Genomic DNA, 22,786 nt, shown 5'->3' on the forward strand with positions numbered 1-22,786 from the left:
GTTCTGCACAGTTCGGTCTCCCTGGCTGCGGCCCACCCGGCACCGGCACCAACGCCGAGCACCCGGAACCCGCCGGTTTCCAGTCAGGCCGCCGCGAGCCGCTCAGCCTCCGCAACCGCATCCTCCAGCGTGTCCACCACCGGAACGCCCACCGCCTCCAGACTCGCCCGACTGTGTGACCCCCCGGTGTACAGCACAGCCCGAGCCCCCACATGCAACGCGGCCACCGCATCATCCGCCGCGTCCCCGATCACCACGGTCCGCCCCGGCTCCACCCCCGTCAGCGACGCGAGATGCCGCACCATGTGCTCGGCCTTGCTGCCCCCCGACGGCCCGGTCCGCCCGTCCACCCGTATGAAGTGCGGCTCGATCCCGAATCCCCGCACCAACGGCACGAGCTCCTCGTGCACATACATGCTCAGAATCGACTGGCTGCGCCCCGCCGACCGCCACCCCGACAGCAGCTCCGCGGCCCCCACCGTCAGCCCGCACGCCCCCCGGTGCTCCGTGTAGTACCGGTGGAAGATCTCGTCCATGGCCTCCCACTCGGCCTCGGTCGGCAGCCGCCCCATGAGCCGCTCGTAGAACTTCGGCACCGGCACGCAGTACAGCTCCCGGTACTTCTCCAGCGTCAGCGACTCCAGCCCCAGCTCGGCGAAGGCCGCGTTCGTCGCCCCGATGATCGCGTCGATGTCATGGAACAGCGTCCCGTTCCAGTCCCAGACAATGTGCGCGCCCGTCTTCATCCCCATGCCAAAAACGTACCCGGCCCCACTGACAATCAAGAGAACAGCGCCCCAACGCGCCCCCGGCGCCCGAGCGCGGGGCCGCTCAGTCCCCCTGCCCCACCAGGTTCGGAATCTCCTGCGTGGCGAACCACAGCAGCTCGTGATCCTCGGCACCGTCCACGACGAACTGCGCGTCGTCGTCCCCGGCATCCGCCGCCCCCAGCGCCGCGGCGGCCGCCGTCACATCCGCCTCCGCGTCATCCGCGTCGACATGCACCGCCGCCGCCCTGGCCAGCGCCACGGGAGCCGAAACCCGTACCTCTCCCAGCGCCGCCTGATCGAGCCCCCGGTCGGGATCGGCACTCGCGGCCCGGTCGGGCACGTCCACGGCCACCACGACCCGGCGCCGCGGCACCCCCGGCTCGATCGCCAGCAGCCGCAGGGAGGCCAGCGCGGCCCGGTTCAGCGCCGCGTACTCCAGTTCCTCGATGTCGTCGGAGACGTACCACTCACGCAGCGCGGGCGTCACGGCGTACGCCACGAACGGCCCGGCTCCCAGCTCACCCGTTTTGTACGCCTCGGCGAGACCGGGGAGGGTCAGGGGCACGTAGACACGCATGGCTGGCCGCTTCTTTCGTGGTCGGTTCAGGTCGGAGGGCCCAGGAGGGCACCGGAGGGCCTCCAGGATACGTGCGGGGGGTCCCCTTTCGAGTTCCGCCCCGTGACGCCCGAGGCGTCCACCCCGGGCCCGGAATTCACCCGGCGCACCCCGGCACCGACGGGCTCCTCACCCCCCGGATCACCCGGATAGGTGAACATTCCGGCACCCGCGGCCCGAGGCCCTCTCCCTTGCTCGTGCCCCCATCCACCCCGTACAAGATCACCAACCAGAAGTTACTCGCCGGTATCAACCGGCCCACGGGTATCAACCGGCCCATGAAACGGGGACTCCCATGAACAAGGTCATGACCAGGGCACAGCACCGCCCACCGAGCCGCCCCCCGGCCCGCCGCGACCCCCGCCGCCCCGGCAGCACAGCCTCACGCACCCCTGCCGCCACCACTTCACGCACCCCTGCCGCCACCGCCTCACGCAGCCCCGGCGGCGCAGCCCCTCCGCGCACCCCCGGCGGTGGCCCCGCCCGCACCACGGCCGCCGGAGACCGGCCGCCGACCACCGGCCGCGCCGCAACCGCCCACAGCCGCCCCGCGGACACCCGCCCACCGACCCCCTCCGGATCCCGCACGGCGCCCCCCTCCGGATCCCGCACGGCAACCCGGCAGACGCCCAGCACCCCCACGGCAACCCGGCCGACGCCCGGCACCCCCACGGACCCCACGCCCCGCGTCCCGGCCCAAAGCCCCCGCCGGCCGGTCCCGCAGCCGCTCCTCCCCACCGACCGCTTCGCCGACCTCCTGCTCGCCGTCCTCAGCGGCCGCCGCCCCGTCCACTCGATGCTCCGCCACACCCGGGGCCGCGCCTACGACGAACTGGCCTGGCTCGCCGAACGCGGCCCCCTGCGCACCCGCGGCGCCCGCCCCGTCGTCCGGGACATCGGCTGGTACGAGCCCCGCCCCGGCGCCATCGAGGCGTTCGCCCGCATCGGCGCCGGCGACCGGCTCCGCGCCATGGCCTTCCGCCTGGAACTCGGCCAGGACCTCCGCTGGCGCTGCACGGCCGTGGAACTGGGCGGCCCCCGCCCACCCCGCCCAGAGGCCTGCTGAGCCCGGTCCAGCCGAGCCACGACCGCCACAGGCAAACCGAAGGGGCCGGACACCCTCGGGCGTCCGGCCCCTTCACGTTCAAGCCGCTACGGTGCCACGGCCGCCGTCACTTCTTACGGCGCCCCCGGCCCTTCGCCTGCTTCCGGCGCTCCGCGCGCGTGAGGCCGTCGGACTCGGAACGCACCGGCTCGCCGTCCTCGGTGAAGTCGCCCTCGATGGTGCCGCCCTCGCCGTCGACCGTCGGCGCGGAGAAGTGGAGGTTGCGCCGCTGCGGGACGTCGAGCCCCTTGGCACGGATCTCCGGCCGGGAGCCCGCCTGCGCCGGCACCGCGTCCTGCTTCGCCAGGTCGGCCACCGGCTTGGTGTCCTCGACCGGGACCTCCTCGACCTGCTGCTCGACCTGGACCTCCAGGTTGAACAGGTAGCCGACGGACTCCTCCTTGATGCCCTCCATCATCGCGGTGAACATGTCGAAGCCCTCGCGCTGGTACTCGACCAGCGGGTCCTTCTGGGCCATCGCGCGCAGGCCGATGCCCTCCTGGAGGTAGTCCATCTCGTAGAGGTGCTCGCGCCACTTGCGGTCCAGGACCGACAGCACGACCCGGCGCTCCAGCTCACGCATGATCTCGGAGCCGAGCTGCGCCTCACGCGTCTCGTACTGCTCGTGGATGTCGTCCTTGATGGAGTCGCCGATGAACTCGGCGGTCAGGCCCGCCCGGTCACCGGCGGCCTCCTCCAGCTCCTCGATCGCGACCTTGGCCGGGTAGAGCTGCTTGAACGCGCCCCACAGCCGGTCGAGGTCCCAGTCCTCGGGGAAGCCCTCGGCGGTCTCGGCGCCCACATAGGCGTCGATGGTGTCGTCCATGAAGTGCTGCACCTGCTCGTGCAGGTCCTCGCCCTCCAGGACGCGGCGGCGCTCGCCGTAGATGACCTCGCGCTGGCGGTTGAGGACCTCGTCGTACTTCAGGACGTTCTTACGGGTCTCGAAGTTCTGCTGCTCGACCTGCGATTGGGCGGAGGCGATCGCGCGCGTGACCATCTTGTTCTCGATCGGCACGTCGTCCGGGACATTCGCCATCGACATCACGCGCTCGACCATCTGGGCCTTGAACAGCCGCATCAGGTCGTCGCCGAGCGAGAGGTAGAAGCGGGACTCGCCCGGGTCGCCCTGACGGCCGGAACGACCGCGCAGCTGGTTGTCGATCCGCCGCGACTCGTGCCGCTCGGTGCCCAGCACGTAGAGCCCGCCGAGCCTCTCGACCTCGTCCTTCTCGGCCTGGACGGCCTTCTCGGCCCGCTTGAGCGCCTCGGGCAGGGCGTGCGCCCACTCCTCGATGTGCTCCTCGGGGTCGAGCCCGCGCTGGCGCAGCTCCGCCTCGGCGAGGTCCTCGGGGTTGCCGCCGAGCTTGATGTCCGTACCACGGCCGGCCATGTTCGTGGCCACCGTGACGGCGCCCTTGCGGCCGGCCTGGGCGACGATCGTCGCCTCACGGTCGTGCTGCTTGGCGTTCAGCACCTCGTGCTGGATGCCGCGCTTGCTGAGCTGCTGCGAGAGGTACTCGGACTTCTCGACGGAGGTGGTGCCGACGAGGATCGGCTGACCCTTGCGGTGCTTCTCCTCGATGTCGTCGACGACCGCCTCGAACTTGGCGACCTCGGTCCGGTAGATCAGGTCCGACTGGTCCTTGCGGACCATCGGCCGGTTGGTCGGGATCGGCACCACACCGAGCTTGTAGATCTGGTGGAACTCGGCGGCCTCGGTCATGGCCGTACCGGTCATGCCGGCCAGACCGTGCTCTTCCTTCTCGTTGTGGTCGTGGCGCTTGTAGAGGCGGAAGAAGTTCTGGAGGGTGATCGTGGCGAGCGTCTGGTTCTCGTCCTTGATCGGCACCCCCTCCTTCGCCTCGATCGCCTGGTGCATGCCCTCGTTGTAACGGCGGCCGGCGAGGATACGTCCGGTGTGCTCGTCGACGATCATGACCTCGTCGTCGATGATGACGTAGTCCTTGTCCTTCTTGAAGAGCTCCTTCGCCTTGATGGCGTTGTTCAGGTAGCCCACCAGAGGGGTGTTCACCGACTCGTAGAGGTTGTCGATGCCCAGCCAGTCCTCGACCTTGGCGACACCGGTCTCGTGGATGGCGACCGTGCGCTTCTTCTCGTCGACGTCGTAGTCGCCGGTCTCCTCGAGGCCCTTGAGGGGCTGGCCGGCCTCGCCGCGCTTGAGTCGCTTCACCAGCTTGGCGAAGTCCCCGTACCACTTGGTGGCCTGGTCGGCCGGGCCGGAGATGATCAGCGGCGTACGGGCCTCGTCGATGAGGATCGAGTCGACCTCGTCGACGATGGCGTAGTTGTGACCGCGCTGGACGAGCTCGTCCTGGGACCACGCCATGTTGTCGCGCAGGTAGTCGAATCCGAACTCGTTGTTCGTGCCGTACGTGATGTCGCAGGCGTACTGCTCGCGACGCTGAGCCGGCGTCATGTTGGCGAGGATGCAGCCGACCTCGAGGCCCAGGAACCGGTGGACGCGGCCCATCATCTCGGAGTCGCGTTCGGCCAGATAGTCGTTGACCGTGATGATGTGGACGCCCTTGCCGGACAGCGCGTTCAGATACGCCGGCAGGGTGCCGACGAGGGTCTTGCCCTCACCGGTCTTCATCTCCGCCACGTAGCCCATGTGCAGGGCGGCGCCACCCATCATCTGCACGTCGTAGTGACGCTGGCCGAGGACGCGCTTGGCGGCCTCGCGGACGGTGGCGAACGCCTCGGGCAGCAGGTCGTCCAGGGTCTCGCCGTCCGCGTAGCGCTGCTTGTACTCATCGGTGAGGGCGCGCAGCTCGGCGTCGGAGAGGTCGACGAAGTCCTCTTCGATGGAGTTGACCTGGTCCGCGATGCGGTGCAGCTTGCGCAGGATCTTGCCTTCGCCTGCACGCATGATCTTCGAGAGGACGGACACGGGGGTTGGTCTCCTTGCCGGTCGGGCCTGGGACGGTCGGTTACCACTTGACTTACTGAGCAACGGCCATCGTATGCGAGGACCCCACCGCGCCGGGAGGGCCTGCCGTGACGGCGACCGTCCGCTGCTTCAATTCTGATTCACGTGTGCTTCAAAGGGGACAACGTCCGGGCGCCGCGGATAGTGCCGCATCCCCCGACCGAATTAAGCGAAGCGTGATAAGGCGCTCACCCACAGCAAACAGATGGCACGTTCGGCGACGTCCGAGCAGAATCGGCCGATGGACCCCGTCACCCTCACCACGGACCGCCTCCTGCTGCGCACGGTCGGCCCTCAGGACACCGACGCGGTGTACGACGCCTGCCAGGACCCCGACATCCAGCGCTGGACCACGATCCCCTCGCCCTACCTCCGCGAGCACGCCCAGGGCTTCACGGAACAGATGGTCCCGGACGGCTGGACGGACGGGTCCATGTTCACTCTCGGCGTCTTCCTCCACTCCGGAGAGCTGGCGGGCATGCTCGGCATCACCATGCGCGCCCTGGGCGTCGGCGAGATCGGCTTCTGGGCCACGAAGCAGCACCGCGCCAACGGCTACATCACGGAGGCCGTCCTCACCGCCTGCCGCTGGGCCTTCGTCCACGCCGCCCTCGACCGCATCGAATGGCGCGCCGAGGTGGGCAACCGCGCCTCCCGCGCCGTCGCGGAACGCTCCGGCTTCACCATCGAAGGCACCCTGCGCGCCGCAGTCAACAACAAGGGAGTCCGCCGAGACTCCTGGGTAGGCTCCCTCATCCCCTCAGACCTGAGCCTCCCGTCAACAGCGCCTTACTTGCCCGCCCCCGCCTAGCTGCGGGCATGCGTGCCGCCAGGGGCGGCACAGGTGGGCGCAGCGGCACCCCGCTCCGCCGGGCTGCGGAACGCCCCCACCCCAGCCGCAACGCCCAGCACCAGACACCCAACCCCGCAGGTCACGCCCCTCTGTCAGTCCCACCCCCTATCGTGCGGACCCATGACCACCCCGCCCCCCGCCGCACAGCTCTCCGCAGACGAAGCCCGGCGACTGGCGCTCCGCGCCCAAGGCTTCCTCGGCGCCCCGGACCGCCGCTCCGGCGTCCGCGGCATCCTCCGCCACCTGGGCGCGATACAGCTCGACACCATCTCGGTCCTGGCCCGCTCCCACGAGCTCATCCCGTACGCCCGCCTGGGCGCGGTAGGCCGAAAGACAGTCGAGAACGCGTATTGGAAGGACACGCACGCCTTCGAGTACTGGTCTCACGCGGCGTGCATCCTCCCCATCGAGGAGTGGCCCCACTTCGCCTTCCGCCGCCGCGCCTACCGGAACCGCCCGCACTGGAACCACGATCTCCCGGACGGTGTCTACGACCAGGTCATCAAGCAGCTCCGCTCCGAAGGCCCCCTCACCGCGACGGAGTTGGGCGGCGCTAAGAAGACGAACGACTGGTGGGACTGGTCCGGCACTAAGGTCGCCGTCGAACGCGCCCTGATGTACGGCGAGGTGGTCTGCGTGGAGCGCCGCGGCTGGAAGCGCCTCTACGACCTTGCCGAGCGCGCCGTCCCGGGCCCCCTGCTGCACGACGAACTCGACGACACCGAGTGCGTGCGCCGCCTGGTCCGTCTGGCGGGCCAGTCCCTCGGCGTCGGCACCCGCGCGGACATCGCCGACTACCACCGCCTCAAGGGCGAACAGGTCGACGCGGTGATCGCCGACTCGGGCCTGGTCCCGGTCTCGGTCGAGGGCTGGTCCAAGCCGGCCTGGGCCGACCCCGCGGCCCTGGAGACACCTCCGCGCGGCCGCCACCGCACCACCCTCCTGTCGCCCTTCGACTCCCTGATCTGGGAGCGGGCGCGCACGGAGCGGATCTTCGGCTTCACCCACCGCCTGGAGGCCTACGTCCCCAAGCAGAAGCGGGTGCACGGCTACTTCGCGATGCCGGTGCTGGCCGGCGGCCGGCTCGTCGGCCGCGTGGACCCGGCCCGCGAGGGCGGCACGCTGGTGGCCAGGCAGGTCACGCTCGACGGCCCGAAGGCGGTCCCGGCCGTCGCCCAGGCCTTGGCCGAGGCGGCGACCTGGGTGGACTGCACGGACGTGCGCGTGGAGCGGGTCGACACCCCGGCCCTGCGCGAGCCCCTCGCGAAGGAGATCGCCCGCATCCTGGGCTGAGCTCTATGGGCTGAGCTCCAGCGGATCACCGTTTCACCGATTCACCGGATCTCGAGAATCTTCTCCCGCATCGCGTACACCACCGCCTCCATCCTGGAGTGCAGCTGCAGCTTCTCCAGGATGTTGCGCACATGGTTCTTCACGGTGTTCTCGGAGATGAACAACTCCTTGGCGATGTCACGGTTGTTCATCCCCGTCGCGACGAGTTTGAGGACTTCGAGTTCGCGGTCCGTCAGCCGCGGCGCGGGCACCAGCCGACGCTCGTCCGTACGCTGGATCATCGACTTGAACTCGGTGAGCAGCTTCGACGCCATGGACGGGCTGATCTGCGACTGCCCGTCGGCCACCGCGCGAATGGCGGTGGCCACCTCGTCCGTCGAGATCTCCTTGAGGAGATAGCCGGTCGCACCCGCCTTGATGGCGTCGTAGAGATCGGCTTCCTCGTCGCTGATCGTCAGCATGATGATCTTGGCGCTGGGCGCGACTTCCTTGATGGAGGTGCACGCCTCGATCCCGCCCCGCTTGGGCATCCGCACGTCCATCAGGACGATGTCGGGCAGCAGGTCGGCGGCCTTCTCGACGGCCTCGGCGCCGTCACCGGCCTCCCCGATGACCTGGATGTCCTCCTCGGCCGCGAGCACGATCTCCAGGCCACGGCGGAACAGGGCGTGGTCGTCCACCACAAGGACTCTGATCGGTTCCTTGCGTGGAGAGCCCGTGTCCGGGCCCATGCCGACGACGCCGTCGTCGGCATCCTCGTCACGCATCGGTCCGAAGCTGTCCGCCATCGTTCCTCCCCCTGAAGGCTGTGGCCTGAGGTCCTGAGCCATCGCCAACCCAGAGCAACGACCCACCGGTTGGGTCGTGGCCACCATGATTTCATGCCCGGACGGCACCGGGGCGACCGAGCGGGGCGCGCAGTGGTCGCACAGGGGTGCCCCTGGGGGCGCACACGCGCTCCAGGGGCACCTGCTCCGCTGTCGCCCGGCACGGTCAGCCGCCGAGCGCACCGCCCGCATCGGGGGCGTGCACCTGCGTGACCATCGTGTCCGTGCTGAGGTGGATCACGCCGTAGTCGTAGGCGTGCCGTCGGTAGACGACACTCGGTTCCTTGGTCTCGGAGTCGACGAACAAGTAGAAGTCGTGCCCGACCAGCTCCATCTCGTAGAGAGCCTGGTCGAGGGTCATGGGCGCTGCGACGTGGGTCTTCTCGCGGACGACGATGGGGCCGTCACCCTGTACCTCCAGCGAGCCGATCTTCTTCGTGGGCACGGCGTCCGGCTCTTCCTCCGGAGTCGGCACCAGGCCGTTGCCGTTGAGCGTCGCCACGCCCGGGACGTGATCGGCGACCTCGGCGGCCGGGATCCGGCGCGAGCCACGGCGCGAGAACCGCTTGTCGTGTTGCCTGCGCAGCCGGGCTTCCAGCTTTTCCGCCGCCAGGTCGAGCGCCGCGTACGGATCGCTCGCCGCTGCCTCCGCCCGGATCACCGGACCGCGGGAGCGGAGCGTGATCTCCACTCGGTCACAGCGGTCGGCCTGCCGGGGGTTGGGCTCCTTGGACACCTCGACGTCGAGGCTGATCACCTTGCCATCGAGCTTCTGGATCTTCTCCAGCTTCAGCTTCTCGGCCACGTGCTTCCGGAACCGCTCGGGCACCTCGGTCTTGCGGCCCTTGACGACGATGTCCACGCAGAACTCCGTTCCCGGATCACTCCGCTTCGGTGCGGAGCATCTCCCTTTTGCACCAGGTTCCGGTGAGGCCCGGAACCTCGGACACTCGGTGACTTCCACCTCCTCCCCCGTGAGCGAGATCTCCACTCCACCGTCGCGAGTGATGAAGAAAAACCCGCAGCACGGCATTCGGTTTTGAGAGGTGTGGCCTGCGGCTTTCCCTCTCAACCGAACATATCTCGCCCGGACGGATGTCGTCACCCTCTACTGCGGCGTACCTCCGTTCAGGTGAATAGGCCCTCTCGTTACCTGCAACGACGCAAGTTCTCAGTCAGTTCCGGTTTATTTCGAAAGAGTCCGGCGATGCCGCGACCACAGCCGCGCACACCACGTCAACGACTCCGCCGGCGCCGCCCGCGCCCGTGATTCCCTGCCGGGCGGGCCACCGGCCCGTCCTCTCTCGCGTTGTTCCGACATTCTGTTCTTCTCTGCTTTCCCAGGTCTCTCCCCTGTACACGGGCCCAGTCCCCGCAGCGTTCGAAACCAGCCCCACCACCGACCGCACGGCACGCGCGGCTTCCGCCAGGGACGCCCCCGTGGTCATCACGTCGTCGACAAGGACGACCGGGCCCTCCGAGAGCAGCCGGGCGCCACCGGGCACCACCGCCAGCGCGCCCGCGAGATTGTCCAGCCGCTGCCGGGAGTTGAGCCCCGACTGGTCGGCCACGGCCCGCCGCTGCCGCAGCACGCCGAGCGCTCTGGCCGGCACTCCGCTCCGCCGCAGCTCACCCGCCGCCGCGAGCGCGATCCGCCGCGCCGGATCATGCCCCCGGGCCCGCACGGCCCGCCGCCCGGACGGAACGGGCACGAGCAGCACAGGCGCCCCGGTGCCCCGCGACCACGCCCCTCCGGCCCTCACCCCTCTCCGCGCTTCTGAAAGCCCCGCCCGTACCGCTCCCGCCAGAGCAGCCCCGAGCGGACCGGCGAGTACCAGAGCACCCCGTTCCTTGTGGGCCAGCAGCGTCGCCCGGACCTCGTCCGCGTACCGTGCCGCCGCGTGCACCACCGGCAGCCCCGGCGGCTCCGGCACCGGCCGCACCCGATGCGCCACGGCTCCGCCCAGCACCGCACGGCACTTCGAGCACAGCACGGTCCGAGGCGCCCCGCAGCCCCCGCACTCGCCCGGCAGCACCAGGTCGGTGAGGTCCTGCCACCACCCCCGCATGTCCACCACTGTGCCAACAGCGAGGCCCCCCTGCCACCCCTGTGGACAACCACCTGTGGACAACGCGCGGGGCGGGCCGACGGCCCGCTTTCACCGACCCCCGCCAGGACACCTCACGTCCCTACCAGGACACCTCACGTCCCTACCAGGACACCTCACGTCCCTACCAGGACACCTCACGTCCCTACCAGGACGCTTCACATCCCCCGCCAGAACGCCTCGCACCCCCACCAGGACGCCTCACCCCGGATAGACCGGCGCCGTCCCCTCCGTCACCTTCTGCCACTGCGCGCCCGACGGCAGCCGGACGATCCCGTCCACCGAGTACGCCACCAGCGGCAGCCGGTCGTCCTCGGCGGCGGTGACCTCCTTGACGCCGGTCAGCGCCGCGGGTGCCGGAACGTCCGGCGTGGAGCCGTCGACCTGTACGTACCGCATCTGCTCCACGCCCCCGTGCTCGCGCCCGACCACCACGAGCCGGCTGTCCCCGGCCCACGACATGGCCGTGACCTCCTCCAACTCCGGCGTCGCGGAGCGAAGTTCGACCACCCTGACGGCCGGCTTCTCGCCCGCCTTCTCCTCCCGCTCGATCAGCCCGATGAGCAGGGTCTTCTTGCCGCCCTTCTCCACGACGAGCGCGATCCGCACCCCGTCGGCGGCCACCCGCACGGACTGGATCCGCCCGTCCAGGTGCGGTGTGCGCACCTCCAGCGGATCGCCCTTGCCCTCCTGGAACAGAAGCAGGCGGGGGTCGTCCGGGTCGCGGTCGGCCACCCACAGGCCGTCGTCCGCGTCCCAGCTGGGCGTCGTCAGCCGGTCCTCCTCGGTCCGGCCCTGGCTGCGCAGCACCGGCTCGCCCAGCGAACCGCCCGAGACCAGCGACCCCACGTACAGCGACCTGCCGTCGAGGCCGACACCGGCCGCGGTGTGCTCGTCCCGCGACACCGCCACCGACCGCAGCGCCGTGTCACCCTCGCCCAGCGCCCCCGGCGCCGTGTCCGGCTTGGTGTCGCTGCTGCCCGCCGGGATCCGTACGAGCCGGTCCTTGGCGTCGACGAAGTACAGGTAGTCGGGGTGGCGCGCCGTGGTCCGGAAGGCCGCCGCATCGGCCGCTTCCTGCGTGAGCGAGCACAGCTCGGACCCGCCGGCCCGCAGCTCGACCTCGTCCACCGCCGGGCTGAGGTTGCGCAGCGTGAACAGCATCTGGGCGGCCATCTCCTGGCACCTGTTGGTGCCGATGCCCGCGGCCTTGTCGTTGAGCGGGACCGTCAGCTTGTTCCGCTCGTCGGGCGTCAGCGCTCCGGCATCCTTCGCCAGCGCCGTACCGGTGGGGACGCTCGACCTGACCACGGGCCCGAGCCATCGCGTGGGGCCGTTGAGCAGGGAGCGCACCATCTGCGTCATGGGATCCACGCGACGGCGGACGTAGACGGGGTCGGCGACCGCCGTGGGCTGCGTGTTCGCCCCGGCCGCCATGGTGTTCGAGGCGAAGTAGTACTTGTTGACGGACATGTAGTTGCGCTGGAAGTCCGACTGGCCCATGAGGACGCCTTGGGGCAGCACGTCGATCCGCCACTGCTTCGTCTTCTCGTCCTGCGTCAGGTGCACGGTCCTGCCGTAGGCCCCGGTCGCCGGCGCGTACGACTGCTGCGCGTCCACGGTGGCCACCTTGGTGCCGGTCAGCGTGTACGAGATCTCGCCGGTGTCCTCCCGGCCGCCGGCACCCTCGGCCTTGGCACCCGGCCCGTCCGTGAGCACCGTGGTGGACAGCTCGGGCCGCCAGGTCTTCGCGGCCTCGCCGGTCAGGTACTGGCGCGCGGTCTTGTAGTGCGGATCGTCGCTGGTGAGCGCCTCCAGGAAGCCCTGCACGATCTCCGACGGCGGCGCGTCCTCCCCCGGCGGCACGGCGAACACCCGCACCTGGCTGTCCTGGCGCGGGGTGGACTCCACGCCCCGCAGATCCCCGCTGTCCGGCATCGAGGCACACCCCGCCAGCACCAGCACGCCACCCGCGGCGTACGCCATCACGCGCGCGGGCGTACGCCGACCGCGCCCCTCGCGGTCAGCGCCCACGAGATGCCTCCCCTTGCCTGTCCGCGTGTCCTGGCTCGACTTCCCTGCCCGAGTCCGCGGAGCCGTTGTCCTTGTCCCGCGGCCCGCTCACAACCGATTCCCGGGGCGCCCCCGCAGAATCACCGCCGGCCCCGTCACCAGCCGTTCCGGCCGGATCGCCCGCAGCCTCGTCGCGATCCGCCCCCGCCGGCCCTCCCACACCGCCGGCGCCGGCCGAACTCTCTGCATCCCCGCCACGACCCGACTGCTCCGCCGCCGTCGGATCGTCCGGCCGCCGCGTGCCCGAGGCGGGCCGCGGCACCACGCGCGCGCCGTTGCCGGGCAGCGCCGTCGGATCGGCCGTAGGAGCCACGGTGCCCGCCCGAGGCGGTATCGGGTTCCGCGCCTGCCCCGGCGGCACCGGACCGCCCGCCGGCTGCGCCGGCACGGTCGCCCGCTTCTCACCGTCCCTGCCACCGCACGGCAGACCCGCGTCGTCGAGCCCCCGGTTGCGCCGCGAGTCCTTGGGCTCCAGCGGTATCGGGGAGCCCCGCAGCGGCTCGTCCGCGGTCCTGGGCAGCGTCAGCCGGAACTGTGAGCCGCCGCCCGGCTCGCCCCACGCCTGCAGCCAGCCTCCGTGCAGCCGCGCGTCCTCCAGGGCGATGGACAGCCCCAGGCCCGTACCACCCGTGGTACGCGCGCGTGCCGGGTCGGCCCGCCAGAAGCGGCTGAACACCCGGGTCGCCTCGCCCGGCTTCAGCCCGACCCCGTAGTCCCGCACCGCGACGGCCACCGCGCCGCCGGCCGCGGCGAGCTTGACGACGACGTCCCTGCCCTCGCCGTGCTCCACGGCGTTCACGACGAGGTTGCGCAGCACGCGCTCCACGCGCCGGGCGTCGGCCTCGGCGACGACGGGCTGCTGGTCTCCGGACACCCGGATCTGCGTCCCCTTGCGCTCCGCGAGCGGCTCGGCCCCGCTGACCACCCGCCGCACGACCTCCCTGAGATCTATCGGCTCCGCCTCCAGCGCCGCGGCACCCGCGTCGAAACGGCTGATCTCCAGCAGGTCCGCGAGCAGCGACTCGAACCGGTCCAGCTGGTCGGCGAGCAGCTCCGCCGACCGCGCGGTGATCGGGTCGAAGTCCTCCCGCGCCTCATGGATGACGTCCGCCGCCATCCGTACGGTCGTCAGCGGCGTACGCAGCTCGTGCGACACGTCCGACACGAACCGGCGCTGCATCCGCGACAGGTCCTCCAGCTGGCTGATCTTCAGCTGAAGGTTCTGCGCCATCTTGTTGAAAGCCTCGCCGAGCCGCGCGATGTCGTCCTCGCCGGTGACCTTCATACGTTCCTGAAGCCGCCCGGCCGACAGCCGCTCGGCGATCCCCGCCGCCATCCGCACCGGCGTGACGACCTGGCGCACCACGAGCCAGGCGATGGCCCCGAGCAGCACCACGACGAACAGCCCGGCCGTCGCCAGCGTCCCCTTGACCAGGCTCAGTGACTTCTCCTCCTGGGTGAGCGGGAAGAGGTAGTAGAGCTGGTACGGATCGCCGTTCGGGTCGTTGACCTGCTTGCCGATGACCAGAGCGGGCTGGGAGTCCTTGGTGTCGTTGTTGTAGATGACCCTGCTGTAGCTCTGCGCGGCCGCCGTACTGCTGCCGATCCGCTCCCGCAGCGCCGCGGGCACGCTCTTGCTCCAGTCCACCTCACCGGAGGCACGCGGACCGCGCCCGCCGGCACCATCGGCGTCGGAAGCCGGAAGCGTGACCACGTCAAAAGCGCCCTGCCCGCCGCTGGACAGCGAGGACACCAGATCACTCATCCACTGGATGACGTTCTGCGCGGGACGGCCGTCCGCCGTGGCGACATCGTCGCCGGTCCCGCTCGCCGCCTCGTCGGCCCGCTGCTTGGCCACCGCGAACCCGCCGGTGGCCTGGCTCTGGGACGCCTTCACCTTGGCGTCCAGCAGGCCGTTGCGCACCTGCCCGATGACGACGAAGCCCAGCAGCAGCACCACGCCCAACGACATCAACAGCGTTGTGGCGACGACCTTGAGCTGGATGTTGCGCCGCCACAGCCGCATGACGGGCAGCAGCGGCCGGCGCACCCACCGCATGAACAGGCGGATGACCGGACTGCCCTGAACCCCGCCCTGGAGCAGCAGCCCGCTCTCCAGGAACCGTCCCCAGCGGGAACCCGCCTTCTTCCGCCCGACAGGCCGCCCCGGGCGGGCCCCGGACCGTCCGGGCGCCGAAGCGGCACTGTCGCCGGACATGTCAGCTCGGTCCTGCCTTGTACCCGACGCCACGGACGGTCACCACGATCTCCGGCTTCTCCGGGTCCTTCTCGACCTTGGAGCGCAGCCGCTGCACATGCACGTTGACCAGACGCGTGTCCGCCGCGTGCCGGTAGCCCCACACCTGCTCCAGCAGCACCTCGCGCGTGAACACCTGCCACGGCTTGCGCGCGAGCGCGACCAGCAGGTCGAACTCCAGCGGCGTCAGCGCGATCGACTGCCCGTCCCGCTTCACGGAGTGCCCGGCAACGTCGATGACCAGGTCACCGATGGCCAGCTGCTCCGGAGCGGGCTCCTCCGACCTCCGCAGCCGCGCCCGGATCCGGGCGACCAGCTCCTTCGGCTTGAACGGCTTCACGATGTAGTCGTCGGCACCCGACTCCAGGCCCACCACGACGTCGACCGTGTCGCTCTTCGCCGTGAGCATCACGATCGGCACCCCGGACTCCGCCCTGATCAGACGGCACACCTCGATGCCGTCCCGGCCGGGCAGCATCAGGTCCAGCAGCACCAGATCGGGCTTGGCCTCACGGAAAGCGGCCAGCGCCTTGTCACCGTCGGCCACGAACGACGGCTCAAAACCCTCACCACGCAGCACGATGCCGAGCATCTCGGCCAGTGCGGTGTCGTCGTCGACGACAAGGACTCGTCCCTTCATAAACGACATCATCCCATTCTCATAACAGTGGCGAAGGCAGTGGTGAGGTAGGTCACCGGCCAGTGACCATAGTCGCAGCAAGCGCTACTGTCTGCCCTCGCCGGCCCACAGTTGATCTCGACGACGCCCGCAGGCCCGGGCCCAGGCACACGGGCGAGGGACGCCGCCGCCGGAGCCCACCCGCCCCGCGCAGACCCCGGCAGCCGTACGGCTCAGCCCGCCGTCACCCTGTGCGACCGCGCACACACCTCGGCGAGCGCCTCAGCCGTCACGGGCGACACCACACCCTCCTCCGTGACGATCGCCGTCACCAGCTCGGCCGGGGTCACATCGAACGCCGGGTTGTACGCCTGCGTCCCCAGCGGCGCCACGGGAATGCCACCCCCCGCCTCCGGCGCACCGGCCACCGGCACCTGCGGCGCCACCACCTCGGTCACCTCGTGACCAGGACGCTGCTCGACCTCGATGGACGCCCCGTCCGGGGTGTCCGGATCCACCGTTGTCACCGGTGCCACCACGATGAACGGCACATGGTGGTACCGCGCCAGCACCGCCAGCGGATAGCTCCCCACCTTGTTCGCGACCGAGCCGTCCGCCGTGATGCGGTCCGCTCCGATCAGCACCGCGTCCACCTCCCCGGCGGCGAACAGCGACCCCGCCGCGTTGTCGGTGAGCAGCGTGTACGCCATCCCGCTGCGCGCCGCCTCGTACGCCGTCAGGCGAGCGCCCTGCAGCAACGGACGTGTCTCGTCCACCCACAGCCGCCGCAGCCTGCCCACCCTGTGCGCCGCGAGCGCCACCGCGAACGCCGTCCCCTCCCCGCCCGACACCAGCGAACCGGTGTTGCAGTGAGTGAGGACCCTGTGCCCGCCGCCGGGCAGCAGCTCGTCCAGCAGCGTCAGCCCGTGCTCGGCCATCCGCGCACTGGCCTCGGCATCCTCCCGGTGCAACTGCCGCGCCGCGGCCAGCGCCGCCGAGGCCGCCTGCCTGACATCACCGCCCTTGGCGAGCGCCGCCTCATACGCCGAGTGCGCCCGGCGCACACCGACGGCCAGGTTCACCGCGGTCGGCCGGGCACTCGCCAGCGCCGCCGCGGCCTCGTCCACGTCGAAGCCCCGCACGGCGGCGAGCGCGACACCGTACGCCCCCGCGATACCGAGCAACGGCGCCCCGCGCACGGCGAGCGAGCCGATCGCCTCCACCAGCGCGGACGCGTCCGTACAGACCAGCTCGACCTCCTCAGCCGGCAGCCTCGTCTGGTCGAGAAGGACCAGAACGGGTCCTTCCGGTGGCTCCTCCCAACGGATCGCGGGGATCTCGGTCGGCCGCTTGTCATCGCCGCTGTACGCGTACTGATCAGCCATGCGGTCAGTCTGCCCCCAATCGAGCGGACAATTGAAGGTACGCAGCCCATACCGCGGCCGGTCATTCCAAGACCACCCCATGGCACGATGGCTGCCAACCTGCCGCCGCGACCGCGGACGGGCACCGTGAAGGAGCGACGATGAACGACACTCCGGGCTGGGCCTCGCCCGGATCCGCCCCGTCCGACGGGCAGAAGCCGGACTCGTCCGGTACTGCCGAGCCCACCGACCGCCCCGGCCCCGCACAGCCCGCGGACCAGCCCGGCCAAGCGGCCCAGCCGGGCCAGGCCCCGCAGGGCCCCGGCCCACAGTGGTCCAAGGACCAGCCGCCACCCGCCCAGTGGTCCGCCCCCAGCGGCCCGACCGTCCCCGGACAGGCTCCCCCGCCCCCGCCACCCGGCCCGGGCTGGGGCACCCAGCCCCCCGGCGGCCACGGCCCGGCCGGATACGGCCCTGGCGGCCCCGCAGGCCCCGGCGGACACGGCGGATACGGAGCCCCCGGCAGCCCTGGCCCCTACGGCGGCTGGGGAAGCGGCTGGGGCGGCCCCCCGCCCGCCGCCAAGCCCGGCATCATCCCGCTCCGCCCGCTCGGCGTGGGCGAGATCCTCGACGGCGCCGTCTCCACCATGCGCACCTACTGGCGCACCGTCCTGGGCATCTCCCTGACCGTCGCGGTCCTCACCGAGATCATCGTCGTCCTGTTCCAGGGCCTCGTCCTGGACGACTCCAGCACCGAAGCCCTCAACGACCCGAGCGCCACCCTCAGCGAGCTGAGCCGCGCCATGAGCGACGCCCTGCTCAACTCCAGCGTCGTCTTCGTGATCTCCCTGGTCGGCACCGTCATCGCGACCGCACTGCTCACCACCGTCACCAGCCGCGCCGTGCTCGGCAAGTCGGTGACCATCGGCGAGGCCTGGCGGGACGCCCGCCCTCAGGTCGCCAAACTGTTCGGCCTCATCTGCCTGTTGCTGCTCATCACCGCCGGCATCGTCACCGTGGGCACCCTGCCCGGCATTCTCATCACCGCCTCCGGGAGCACCGGGCCGGGCGTCGCCCTCACTGTCCTGGGCGTCATCGGCGCCGGCATCGTCGCCCTCTGGCTGATGATCCGCTTTTCCCTGGCCTCGCCCGCCCTCATGCTGGAGAAGCAGGGCATCAAGAAGGCCATGAGCCGCTCCACGAAGCTGGTCCAGGGCACCTGGTGGCGGATCTTCGGCATCCAGCTGCTCGCCACGATCATCGCGAACGTCGTCGCCTCGATCATCGTCATCCCGTTCACCTTCCTCGCCGCGGCCCTCAGCGGCGACGGCGTGACCGGCTGGCTCAACAGCGGCGGCGCCGGCCTCGGCTGGACCTTCCTCATCGTCAGCGGCATCGGCGCGGTGATCGGCTCCATGATCACCTTCCCGATCACGGCCGGCGTCACCGTGCTCCTCTACATCGACCAGCGCATCCGCCGCGAGGCCCTCGACCTCGAACTGGCCCGCGCCGCAGGCGTCCAGGGCTACGGCGCCAACGCCCCCGGCACCACCCCGGGGAGCTGATGCGGTGAGCTGGGCGGGGGAACCTCTCACAACGGCACTGCCACGTACCGCCATGCGGACGCTGCTGCACGCCGGCGACACCTCCGTACTGTCGTCGGCGCGCTCCACCGACGAGCCGCCCCTCACCACCCCACGCGACCCCGCGCGCGAGGCGGCCCGACGCGAGCTGTCCAAGGGGATGTACCACGAGAACGACCCCAGCCTGTTCCAGCGCGCCCTCGACGCCTTCTGGGACTGGCTCGACAAACTGTTCAACGCCGCCTCGTCCGCGACACCCGGCGGCACACTCGGCCTGGTCGTCATCATCCTGGCCGTCGTCGCGGTCCTGGGCGCCCTGTGGTGGCGCCTGGGCACCCCGCGCCGCCAACCCACCTCGTCCGCAGCCCTGTTCGACGACCGCCCCCGCAGCGCCGCCGACCACCGCGCGGCCGCCGAGGCACACGCCGCCCAGGGCCACTGGAACCAGGCCGTCCAGGAACGCATGCGGGCCCTCGTCCGCGCCCTGGAGGAACGCGCACTCCTCGACGTCCGCCCCGGCCGCACCGCCGACGAGGCCGCCGCCGAGGCCGGCCGGGCCCTGCCCGCCCACACCGACCGACTGCGCGCCGCCGCCCGGGACTTCGACGACGTGACGTACGGCGGCCGCTCGGCGACCGAGCAGTCGTACCACCGCATCGCCGAACTCGACCGCGACCTGGAACGCACCAAGCCCCAGCTCGCCACAAGCAGCGCCCAGACGGCCCCCCACACCCGCCAGGGAGCCGCCGAATGACCACCGAGGCCACGCTCCCGACCACCTCGGCCTCGCCCACCGCCCGCCAGGTGTGGACCCGCACGCGCGGTATCGCACTCGCCCTCGTGCTGCTCATCGCGGGAGCCATCGCCATCGCCGTGATCCGCTCCGACGCCCGGCACGGCGAACTCGACCCGCGCTCCGTCGACCCGGGCGGCAGCCGCGCCGTCGCCGAACTCCTCGCCGACCGTGGGGTGGACACCCGCGTGGTGACCACCCTGGACGAGGCAGCCGCCGCATCCGGCCCGGACACGACCCTCCTGGTCGCCGCCCCCGACCTGCTGACCCGAAGTCAGCAGTCCCGTCTGCACGACTCGTTCGCCGGCTCCGGCGGCCGAACCGTCCTGGTCGCCTCCGGCAGCGCCTCCGTCGAACGGCTCGCCCCCGGCGTCACCGCCGACCCCGCCACCAGCCTCGACTCGACGCTCGCCCCCGACTGCGACCTGCCCGCCGCCCAGCGCGCGGGCACCGCCGACACGGGCGGCGTCCGCTACACCACCACCCACCTCGACGCCGACCAGTGCTACCCCAGCGAGCGCCTGGCCACCCTGCTGCGCATCCCGGACCCGACCGGGAACGGCGACACCGTCGCCCTCGGCGCACCCGACATCCTCCTCAACGACCGCCTCGACCAGCAGGGCAACGCCTCGCTCGCCCTCCAACTCCTCGGCTCCCGCCCCCATCTGGTCTGGTACCTCCCCTCGCTCTCCGACACGTCGGCCACCGCGCCCGACGACGAACGCGGCTTCTTCGACCTGCTCCCCTCGGGCTGGCTCTGGGGCACTCTGCAACTCTTCATCGCCGCAGCCCTGGCCGCCCTCTGGCGGGCACGCCGGCTCGGCCCCCTTGTGCCCGAAAAACTCCCCGTCGCGATCCGCGCCTCCGAAACCGCCGAAGGCCGCGCCCGCCTCTACCGCAAGGCCGACGCCCGCGACCGCGCGGCAAACGCTCTTCGCTCCACGACCCGCACCCGCCTCGCCCCCCTCACAGGCGTCCCCGTCACCCAGGCGCACACGGCCGAGGCCCTGCTCCCCGCCCTGTCCGCCCAACTCCACGGCGACGGACAGGACCTGCACGCACTCCTCTTCGGACCACCGCCCAGCGACGACGCGGCACTCATCGCACTCGCCGACCGACTCGACGCCCTCGAAAGAGAGGTACGCCGTCCATGATGGACCCGACCACTGACAACGCCGGGCAGACCGGGGACCCGGGCACCGCCCGAGCCGCCCTGGAGGCCCTGCGCGCCGAGATCGCCAAGGCCGTGGTCGGCCAGGACCCCGCCGTGACCGGCCTCGTCGTCGCCCTGCTCTGCCGCGGCCACGTCCTCCTCGAAGGCGTCCCCGGCGTCGCCAAGACCCTCCTGGTCCGCGCCCTCGCCTCGGCCCTCGAACTCGAGACCAAACGCGTCCAGTTCACCCCCGACCTGATGCCGAGCGACGTGACCGGCTCCCTGGTCTACGACACCCGCAGCGCCGAGTTCTCCTTCCAGCCCGGCCCGGTCTTCACCAACCTCCTCCTCGCGGACGAGATCAACCGCACGCCCCCCAAGACCCAGTCGTCCCTCCTGGAAGCCATGGAGGAACGCCAGGTCACGGTCGACGGCACCCCTCGCCTCCTCCCCGACCCGTTCCTGGTCGCAGCGACCCAGAACCCGGTCGAGTACGAAGGCACCTACCCCCTCCCGGAAGCCCAGCTGGACCGCTTCCTCCTCAAACTCACCATCCCCCTCCCCTCCCGCCAGGACGAGATCGACGTCCTCACCCGCCACGCCGAGGGCTTCAACCCACGCGACCTCCACGCCGCCGGCGTACGCCCCGTAGCGGGCCCCGCCGACCTGGAGGCAGCTCGCGCGGCGGTCGCCAAGACGACCATCTCCCCGGAGATCACCGGCTACGTCGTCGACATCTGCCGCGCCACCCGCGAGTCGCCCTCTCTCACCCTCGGCGTCTCCCCCCGAGGCGCCACGGCCCTCCTGGCCACCGCCCGCGCCTGGGCCTGGCTGACCGGCCGCGACTACGTCATCCCGGACGACGTGAAGGCCCTGGCCCTCCCCACCCTCCGCCACCGCGTACAACTCCGCCCGGAGGCCGAAATGGAAGGCGTGACAGCCGACTCCGTCATCAACGCGATCCTCACCCACGTCCCCGTCCCCCGCTGATGGCACTCACCGGACGCGCCGCCCTCCTCGCGGCCCTGGGCTCCCTCCCCGTCGGCATCTGGGCACCCGGCTGGACGGGCATCCTGGCAGTCAACGCACCCCTGGCCGTGGCCTGCGCCTGCGACTTCGCGCTGGCCGCGCCCGTACGACGCCTGGGCCTGACCCACTCCGGCGACACCTCGGTACGCCTCGGAGACACAGCAGACGTCACCCTCACAATCACCAACCCGTCCCGCCGCCCACTCCGCGCCCACCTGCGCGACGCCTGGCCTCCCAGCAGCTGGCAGCCGGGCACGGAAACGACGGCCTCCCGACACCGCCTCACCGTCCCCGCAGGCGAACGCCGACGCGTGACGACCCGCCTCCGCCCCACCCGCCGAGGCGACCGCGAAGCCGACCGGGTCACCATCCGTTCCTACGGCCCCCTCGGCCTCTTCTCCCGCCAGGGCACCCACAAGGTCCCTTGGACGGTTCGCGTCCTGCCCCCGTTCACCAGCCGCAAGCACCTGCCCTCAAAACTGGCCCGCCTCCGCGAACTGGACGGCCGCACCAGCGTGCTCACCCGCGGCGAGGGCACCGAATTCGACAGCCTCCGCGAGTACGTCCCCGGCGACGACACCCGTTCGATCGACTGGCGCGCCACAGCCCGCCAGACCACGGTCGCCGTACGCACCTGGCGCCCCGAACGCGACCGCCACATCCTCCTGGTCCTCGACACCGGCCGCACCTCGGCAGGCCGCGTGGGCGACGCACCCCGCCTCGACGCCTCCATGGACGCGGCCCTCCTCCTCGGGGCCCTCGCGTCCCGAGCCGGCGACCGCGTCGACCTCCTCGCCTACGACCGCAGGGTCCGCGCCCTCGTCCAGGGCCGCACCGCAGGCGACGTCCTTCCGTCCCTGGTCAACGCGATGGCCACGCTGGAGCCGGAGCTCGTGGAAACGGACGCCCGAGGCCTCACCGCCACCGCCCTCCGTACATCCCCCCGCCGCTCCCTGATCGTCCTGCTCACCACCCTGGACACGGCCCCCATCGAAGAAGGCCTGCTCCCGGTTCTCTCCCAGCTCACCCAGCGCCACACAGTCCTACTGGCATCGGTGGCAGACCCGCACATCACCGAAATGGCCACAGCACGCGGAAACACCGACGCCGTCTACGAGGCCGCAGCGGCAGCCCAGTCCCAGTCCGAACGCCACCGCACGGCAGAACAACTGCGCCGCCACGGCGTCACAGTCGTGGACGCGACACCGGACGACCTGGCGCCGGCACTCGCGGATGCGTACCTGGCATTGAAGGCGGCCGGACGCCTATGACATTCAAGGCCCCACGGGGCCCTGAAACGCAGAAAACCCCCGCATCCGAAGATGCGGGGGTTTTCTCAATATTTGTTCGGCGGCGTCCTACTCTCCCACAGGGTCCCCCCTGCAGTACC

18 protein-coding genes are annotated in these 22,786 nt (G+C 71.2%); 8 read left to right on the top strand and 10 right to left on the bottom strand.

What is annotated here, in order from left to right; all coding sequences use genetic code 11:
* Positions 1-83: 83 nt before the first annotated feature.
* The gene (locus ACFT32_RS42870; protein WP_382500042.1) at positions 84-752 is read right to left on the bottom strand and encodes an HAD family hydrolase; all 669 of its coding nucleotides are present in this window, start codon (positions 750-752) and stop codon (positions 84-86) included.
* 79 nt (positions 753-831) lie between these two features.
* On the bottom strand, positions 832-1,347 hold the full coding sequence (locus ACFT32_RS42875; RefSeq protein WP_382500044.1) for a DUF6912 family protein: 516 nt from the start codon (positions 1,345-1,347) through the stop codon (positions 832-834).
* A gap of 334 nt (positions 1,348-1,681) precedes the next feature.
* Here ACFT32_RS42875 and ACFT32_RS42880 point away from each other — a divergent pair, with 334 nt between their 5' ends.
* Positions 1,682-2,452, top strand: coding sequence for an Rv3235 family protein (locus tag ACFT32_RS42880; protein ID WP_382500046.1), 771 nt, complete (start codon positions 1,682-1,684; stop codon positions 2,450-2,452).
* Between the two features lie 106 nt (positions 2,453-2,558).
* On the opposite strand, the gene secA is transcribed toward ACFT32_RS42880, so the two are convergent.
* Positions 2,559-5,405: a preprotein translocase subunit SecA gene (gene secA / locus ACFT32_RS42885; RefSeq protein WP_382500048.1), complete on the bottom strand. Its 2,847-nt coding sequence runs from the start codon at positions 5,403-5,405 to the stop codon at positions 2,559-2,561.
* A 280-nt stretch (positions 5,406-5,685) separates the two neighbouring features.
* Here secA and ACFT32_RS42890 point away from each other — a divergent pair, with 280 nt between their 5' ends.
* Both ACFT32_RS42890 and ACFT32_RS42895 read left to right on the top strand, forming a co-directional pair.
* Complete coding sequence (locus tag ACFT32_RS42890) at positions 5,686-6,255, top strand: GNAT family N-acetyltransferase (protein WP_382500051.1); 570 nt, start codon at positions 5,686-5,688, stop codon at positions 6,253-6,255.
* 162 nt (positions 6,256-6,417) lie between these two features.
* Positions 6,418-7,590, top strand: coding sequence for a winged helix-turn-helix domain-containing protein (locus ACFT32_RS42895; RefSeq protein WP_382500053.1), 1,173 nt, complete (start codon positions 6,418-6,420; stop codon positions 7,588-7,590).
* Positions 7,591-7,631: 41 nt separating this feature from the next.
* Here ACFT32_RS42895 and ACFT32_RS42900 read toward each other — a convergent pair whose 3' ends face one another.
* The 7 genes from ACFT32_RS42900 to mtnA all read right to left on the bottom strand — a co-directional run bounded on the left by ACFT32_RS42900 (position 7,632) and on the right by mtnA (position 16,859).
* A complete protein-coding gene (locus ACFT32_RS42900) occupies positions 7,632-8,378 on the bottom strand; it encodes a response regulator (protein ID WP_382500055.1) in 747 nt (248 codons plus the stop codon).
* Between the two features lie 205 nt (positions 8,379-8,583).
* Positions 8,584-9,279: a ribosome hibernation-promoting factor, HPF/YfiA family gene (gene hpf / locus ACFT32_RS42905; protein ID WP_382500058.1), complete on the bottom strand. Its 696-nt coding sequence runs from the start codon at positions 9,277-9,279 to the stop codon at positions 8,584-8,586.
* 313 nt (positions 9,280-9,592) lie between these two features.
* Positions 9,593-10,486, bottom strand: coding sequence for a ComF family protein (locus tag ACFT32_RS42910; RefSeq protein WP_382500060.1), 894 nt, complete (start codon positions 10,484-10,486; stop codon positions 9,593-9,595).
* A gap of 240 nt (positions 10,487-10,726) precedes the next feature.
* Entirely contained in the window at positions 10,727-12,559 is a 1,833-nt protein-coding gene (locus tag ACFT32_RS42915; protein WP_382500062.1) for an LpqB family beta-propeller domain-containing protein, read from the bottom strand.
* Complete coding sequence (mtrB, locus tag ACFT32_RS42920) at positions 12,549-14,816, bottom strand: MtrAB system histidine kinase MtrB (protein WP_382500064.1); 2,268 nt, start codon at positions 14,814-14,816, stop codon at positions 12,549-12,551. Before mtrB ends, ACFT32_RS42915 begins: the two co-directional genes overlap by 11 nt.
* Position 14,817: 1 nt before the next feature.
* The gene (mtrA, locus tag ACFT32_RS42925) at positions 14,818-15,507 is read right to left on the bottom strand and encodes a two-component system response regulator MtrA (protein ID WP_009188938.1); all 690 of its coding nucleotides are present in this window, start codon (positions 15,505-15,507) and stop codon (positions 14,818-14,820) included.
* Between the two features lie 200 nt (positions 15,508-15,707).
* On the bottom strand, positions 15,708-16,859 hold the full coding sequence (gene mtnA / locus ACFT32_RS42930) for an S-methyl-5-thioribose-1-phosphate isomerase (protein ID WP_382500066.1): 1,152 nt from the start codon (positions 16,857-16,859) through the stop codon (positions 15,708-15,710).
* Positions 16,860-16,999: 140 nt separating this feature from the next.
* Between mtnA and ACFT32_RS42935 the strand changes: the two genes are divergently transcribed.
* Genes ACFT32_RS42935 through ACFT32_RS42955 form a run of 5 tightly spaced genes read left to right on the top strand, consistent with a single transcriptional unit; the run spans position 17,000 to position 22,667 of the window.
* Complete coding sequence (locus tag ACFT32_RS42935) at positions 17,000-18,403, top strand: glycerophosphoryl diester phosphodiesterase membrane domain-containing protein (RefSeq protein ID WP_382500068.1); 1,404 nt, start codon at positions 17,000-17,002, stop codon at positions 18,401-18,403.
* 52 nt (positions 18,404-18,455) lie between these two features.
* Positions 18,456-19,175 (top strand): DUF4129 domain-containing protein, encoded by a 720-nt coding sequence (locus ACFT32_RS42940; RefSeq protein ID WP_382500070.1) that lies wholly within the window; start codon positions 18,456-18,458, stop codon positions 19,173-19,175.
* Positions 19,172-20,368, top strand: a complete 1,197-nt coding sequence (locus tag ACFT32_RS42945; protein WP_382500072.1) for a DUF4350 domain-containing protein — start codon at positions 19,172-19,174, stop codon at positions 20,366-20,368. The genes ACFT32_RS42940 and ACFT32_RS42945 overlap by 4 nt, the downstream gene beginning before the upstream one ends.
* Entirely contained in the window at positions 20,368-21,357 is a 990-nt protein-coding gene (locus tag ACFT32_RS42950; RefSeq protein ID WP_382500075.1) for an AAA family ATPase, read from the top strand. Before ACFT32_RS42945 ends, ACFT32_RS42950 begins: the two co-directional genes overlap by 1 nt.
* Positions 21,357-22,667 carry a DUF58 domain-containing protein gene (locus ACFT32_RS42955; RefSeq protein WP_382500077.1) on the top strand — a complete coding sequence of 437 codons (1,311 nt, stop codon included), beginning with the start codon at positions 21,357-21,359 and terminating at the stop codon, positions 22,665-22,667. Before ACFT32_RS42950 ends, ACFT32_RS42955 begins: the two co-directional genes overlap by 1 nt.
* Positions 22,668-22,786 lie beyond the last annotated feature (119 nt).

Origin of the sequence: Streptomyces sp. NPDC057002 (assembly GCF_042673825.1) — a bacterium.
Classification (GTDB): domain Bacteria; phylum Actinomycetota; class Actinomycetes; order Streptomycetales; family Streptomycetaceae; genus Streptomyces.

Excerpts from the sequence above, each read along its gene's own strand:
- ACFT32_RS42870 (WP_382500042.1), bottom strand. The coding sequence starts at position 752 with ATGGGGATGAAGACGGGCGCGCACATTGTCTGGGACTGGAACGGGACG.
- ACFT32_RS42875 (WP_382500044.1), bottom strand. The coding sequence starts at position 1,347 with ATGCGTGTCTACGTGCCCCTGACCCTCCCCGGTCTCGCCGAGGCGTAC.
- ACFT32_RS42880 (WP_382500046.1), top strand. The coding sequence starts at position 1,682 with ATGAACAAGGTCATGACCAGGGCACAGCACCGCCCACCGAGCCGCCCC.
- ACFT32_RS42890 (WP_382500051.1), top strand. The coding sequence starts at position 5,686 with ATGGACCCCGTCACCCTCACCACGGACCGCCTCCTGCTGCGCACGGTC.
- ACFT32_RS42895 (WP_382500053.1), top strand. The coding sequence starts at position 6,418 with ATGACCACCCCGCCCCCCGCCGCACAGCTCTCCGCAGACGAAGCCCGG.
- ACFT32_RS42900 (WP_382500055.1), bottom strand. The coding sequence starts at position 8,378 with ATGGCGGACAGCTTCGGACCGATGCGTGACGAGGATGCCGACGACGGC.
- ACFT32_RS42910 (WP_382500060.1), bottom strand. The coding sequence starts at position 10,486 with ATGCGGGGGTGGTGGCAGGACCTCACCGACCTGGTGCTGCCGGGCGAG.
- mtrB (WP_382500064.1), bottom strand. The coding sequence starts at position 14,816 with ATGTCCGGCGACAGTGCCGCTTCGGCGCCCGGACGGTCCGGGGCCCGC.
- mtrA (WP_009188938.1), bottom strand. The coding sequence starts at position 15,507 with ATGATGTCGTTTATGAAGGGACGAGTCCTTGTCGTCGACGACGACACC.
- mtnA (WP_382500066.1), bottom strand. The coding sequence starts at position 16,859 with ATGGCTGATCAGTACGCGTACAGCGGCGATGACAAGCGGCCGACCGAG.
- ACFT32_RS42935 (WP_382500068.1), top strand. The coding sequence starts at position 17,000 with ATGAACGACACTCCGGGCTGGGCCTCGCCCGGATCCGCCCCGTCCGAC.
- ACFT32_RS42940 (WP_382500070.1), top strand. The coding sequence starts at position 18,456 with ATGCGGACGCTGCTGCACGCCGGCGACACCTCCGTACTGTCGTCGGCG.
- ACFT32_RS42945 (WP_382500072.1), top strand. The coding sequence starts at position 19,172 with ATGACCACCGAGGCCACGCTCCCGACCACCTCGGCCTCGCCCACCGCC.
- ACFT32_RS42950 (WP_382500075.1), top strand. The coding sequence starts at position 20,368 with ATGGACCCGACCACTGACAACGCCGGGCAGACCGGGGACCCGGGCACC.
- ACFT32_RS42955 (WP_382500077.1), top strand. The coding sequence starts at position 21,357 with ATGGCACTCACCGGACGCGCCGCCCTCCTCGCGGCCCTGGGCTCCCTC.